Origin of the sequence: Streptomyces sp. SID1328, assembly GCF_009865595.1 — a bacterium.
GTDB classification, from domain to species: Bacteria; Actinomycetota; Actinomycetes; order Streptomycetales; family Streptomycetaceae; genus Streptomyces; species Streptomyces griseoluteus.
In genome coordinates this window covers 1-2,969 of the sequence record NZ_WWKH01000458.1, presented here as the reverse complement: position 1 = coordinate 2,969, position 2,969 = coordinate 1, and the positions used below count along the sequence as shown (strand labels likewise).

The 2,969-nt window shown below is 67.6% G+C and carries 4 protein-coding genes; 2 read left to right on the top strand and 2 right to left on the bottom strand.

Going from position 1 to position 2,969, the window contains the following annotated elements; genetic code table 11:
* Positions 1-52: 52 nt before the first annotated feature.
* Both GT030_RS13780 and GT030_RS13775 read right to left on the bottom strand, forming a co-directional pair.
* Positions 53-1,288, bottom strand: coding sequence for a helix-turn-helix transcriptional regulator (locus GT030_RS13780; RefSeq protein ID WP_161201363.1), 1,236 nt, complete (start codon positions 1,286-1,288; stop codon positions 53-55).
* Positions 1,285-1,599, bottom strand: a complete 315-nt coding sequence (locus GT030_RS13775; RefSeq protein ID WP_161201362.1) for an antibiotic biosynthesis monooxygenase — start codon at positions 1,597-1,599, stop codon at positions 1,285-1,287. Before GT030_RS13775 ends, GT030_RS13780 begins: the two co-directional genes overlap by 4 nt.
* A gap of 151 nt (positions 1,600-1,750) precedes the next feature.
* Between GT030_RS13775 and GT030_RS13770 the strand changes: the two genes are divergently transcribed.
* Both GT030_RS13770 and GT030_RS13765 read left to right on the top strand, forming a co-directional pair.
* Complete coding sequence (locus tag GT030_RS13770) at positions 1,751-2,080, top strand: hypothetical protein (protein WP_161201205.1); 330 nt, start codon at positions 1,751-1,753, stop codon at positions 2,078-2,080.
* A 2-nt stretch (positions 2,081-2,082) separates the two neighbouring features.
* Positions 2,083-2,969, top strand: an 887-nt coding sequence (locus tag GT030_RS13765; protein ID WP_161201361.1) for an FtsK/SpoIIIE domain-containing protein, incomplete at its 3' end; no start/stop codon positions are given.

The following is a 2,969-nucleotide window of genomic DNA, read 5'->3' as shown; positions in this document are numbered from 1 at the left end:
GGCGGAGCGGAGCGCAGCCGGGGCTTGATGAGGTAGAGAAACCTGTAACAACTCAGGGGCGCGCGTCGGCTCGCTCTGCGAGTTCCTTCAGCTCCGGGGGCGCCGTGCGGCCAGCGAAGAGGAGTAGATCGCGGATCGTCTCTCGGGCAGCAACGTGGGTGTGGATCAGGTCGGGCGACAGTTGCTCGGCGTCCAACAGGGCACCCATGGCCTCACCGACCTGGCGCCGCTGGGCGTAGGCCCGGCCGAGATCCAGTTTCAGACGTGCCCTGCGCTCCACGGACATGGTGGACGTGTCCAGCTCGGTACCCACTTCGATGGCCTCGCCGGCGTCTCCCAGCTCGACCGCGATCGACACCGCCTGGATCTCGGCATTCGTCGGCCCGAACTCCAAGTTGAAGTCGTTCCGATCCTCCCCAAGACGAGCGGCCACCTCCCGCGCTCGCTTCATCTCTTGTCGCGCCCTCGTGCGTGCGCCGGCTCGGGCGTGGATCAGCGCTAGTGCCAGATGCAACGCTCCGATGACCGACAGTGCTTCGGGCTCGTTCGCGGCGTCGCCGTAGTGCCGCTCAAGGGCGTTCAGGGCAGTCGTCGCGGAGTGCTCGGCCTGGTCAAGATGCTTGAGCCGGACGAATGCCTGAGCGAGACGAAAGATGCTGGCGAACACTTCCAGCGTGTTGCCCGACTCCTCGGCCGCCCGGATCGCCCGATCCGCTGCCACCCACGCGGCATCCGCCTCGTCCTGACGGACGAACGCTGCGGCAAGAGCCTGGTACGTGCGGCTGAGCAGCCCCCAGAGCCTGCCCCGATCGTCGGGCGAAGCCGTCCGCGCCGCTCGCTCGATCCGGGGAACCAACGGCCCCAGCGCGGCACTGAGTTCTGCGAACTCGTTGGCGTGGGTCAGCTCCCACACCCGATCTACCGCGCGCTGGAGTTCCTCGACGTTGGCGGGGCCGGGTCCAGCGGGGTCTAGAACGACCTCCGGCACCGGGTGTCCCGAGATGACCAACCGCGCCTGGTCAAGGTCGTTCGGCAGCTCCTCGGCAGACGCCTCCACAGGGACTTGCGCCGGCGCATCCGCCTGGAGCTCCTGGACGGAGACCCCGAGGCCATCGGCCAACAGCCTCAGCACGTCGAGCCGATTGACCGGCTGAATCCCCCGCTCAACCTGCGACAGCCAACTCGCCGTACGGCCGATCTCCGCAGCCAACTGCTTCTGCGTCAGGCCACGTTGTTCGCGGAGGTCCGCGACCCGCGTACCAAAGACCCGTCGCTCCTCAGGGGTCACTTCCACACCCCGGCGTCCTGACTCTGGACGAAGGTCACGTCCACGTCCGTCACATACCGTTCCCGCTCGCTCAGGAAGCGCCGCGTGTGCTCCTGCCGCTCGTGCTCGTCGAACGCCTCACGGTCCGCGTACAGCTCGTAGAACAAGCGGGCATTGGGGTCGTCCGCCACGGTGTGCACGACGTAAGCGAGGGTGCCGGGCTCGTGCGCTCGGATGCCTTCAAGGGTCTCACTCACGAGAGCGTCAAAGGCTTTTGCCGCTTCAGCGTCGCGCAGTGTGAACCGGACGACGAGACCGAAACCGCTGGTCATGTACTCCTCCTCAGGTGTCGCTCTCAGAGTCCCAGAGATACAGCCGCACTGCTACTCGCAGAACTTCTTGACTCGCAGTTTTTCTGTGCCTACATTCATAGAGAAGCTGCTACCTGGCGGAGGTCGCCGGGGCTGACTCAAGGAGTGACGGATGCCGTCGTTCAAGATCGACCTTTCGACCGCTGTGGTGTTCGTGGCGACTGCGCCGGAACCCAAGATGGTGAACAAGAAGACTGGGGAGCGGGCCGTGGACCGGGAGACCGGCGCGGACATGTCGACCGTGGGCCTGCTGGTCTCGGACGAGGGGGAGGGCAACCTCTACCAGGTGACCGTCCCGGAGACCGGCTGCCCGGAGGGTCTGGCGCCGGGTACCCCGGTCCGGGTCGTGGGGCTGAAGGCGCGGGACTGGGAGAACGAGTTCAACGGCCAGAAGCGGCACGGCATCTCGTTCCGCGCCGTGGCGATCACCCCGGCGGTCTGATCATGACCGACCTGTCCACGGTCCTGGAGACCACGGGAGCGCTAGCGGGGGCCGGCGGTCTCGGCTACGCGAAGGTGTATGCGCCGCGCGTGTACTGGTCGCTGGTCGGTCTGCCGGTCACCTGGGGGCGGTTCTCCTTCACCTACCGCTCCACGATGGACGTGTGCGGGCTGACGGTTCAGCCGTCCCGCCTGCGGGCCTTCCTGGCGCGGAACATCGCCCACACCGAGGTTCAGCCGGTCCCGCCGAAGGTCCGCCACATCCGGGGCACCTCCACCGGCCTGCGCGTGACCCTGCGTCTCCCGGCCGGCCTGGAACCGGCCGACCTGGTGGCCGCCTCCGAGCGGCTCCGCCATGCCTGGGGTGTGCACTCGGTGACCGTCGCGGAGACCAAGCCTGGCCACGTCGAACTCCGCATGACCGGCTACGACGTGCTGCGCCGAGTCCGGATGCCGCGCCGTGCTCGCCCTGAGGGGCTGTCGGTGCCGGTGGCTCTGCGGGAGGACGGGACCGCGTTCGTGCGGGACTACCGCCAGATCCCGATGGCACTGACCCTCGGCGCGAACAACTCCGGGAAGTCCGTCTATCAGCGCAACCTGATCAAGGGCCTCGCCAAGCTGCCGGTGGCCCTGGTCGGGATCGACTGCAAGCGCGGCGTCGAGCACTCCGCCTACGCGGCTCGGCTGTCGGCGCTGGCGACCACGCCGGACGACTCCGCCTCCCTGCTGGATGTGCTGGTGGGCGAGATGGAGTCCCGGTTCGACCTGCTGAGCCTGCAAGGCGTCTCCGACGTGTGGGAGCTGCCCGCCGGCTTACGGCCCGTGCCCGTGATCGTCCTGGTGGACGAAGTGGCGGAACTGTTCCTGATCTCCTCCAAGAAGGATGAGGA

Excerpts from the sequence above, each read along its gene's own strand:
- GT030_RS13775 (WP_161201362.1), bottom strand. The coding sequence starts at position 1,599 with ATGACCAGCGGTTTCGGTCTCGTCGTCCGGTTCACACTGCGCGACGCT.
- GT030_RS13770 (WP_161201205.1), top strand. The coding sequence starts at position 1,751 with ATGCCGTCGTTCAAGATCGACCTTTCGACCGCTGTGGTGTTCGTGGCG.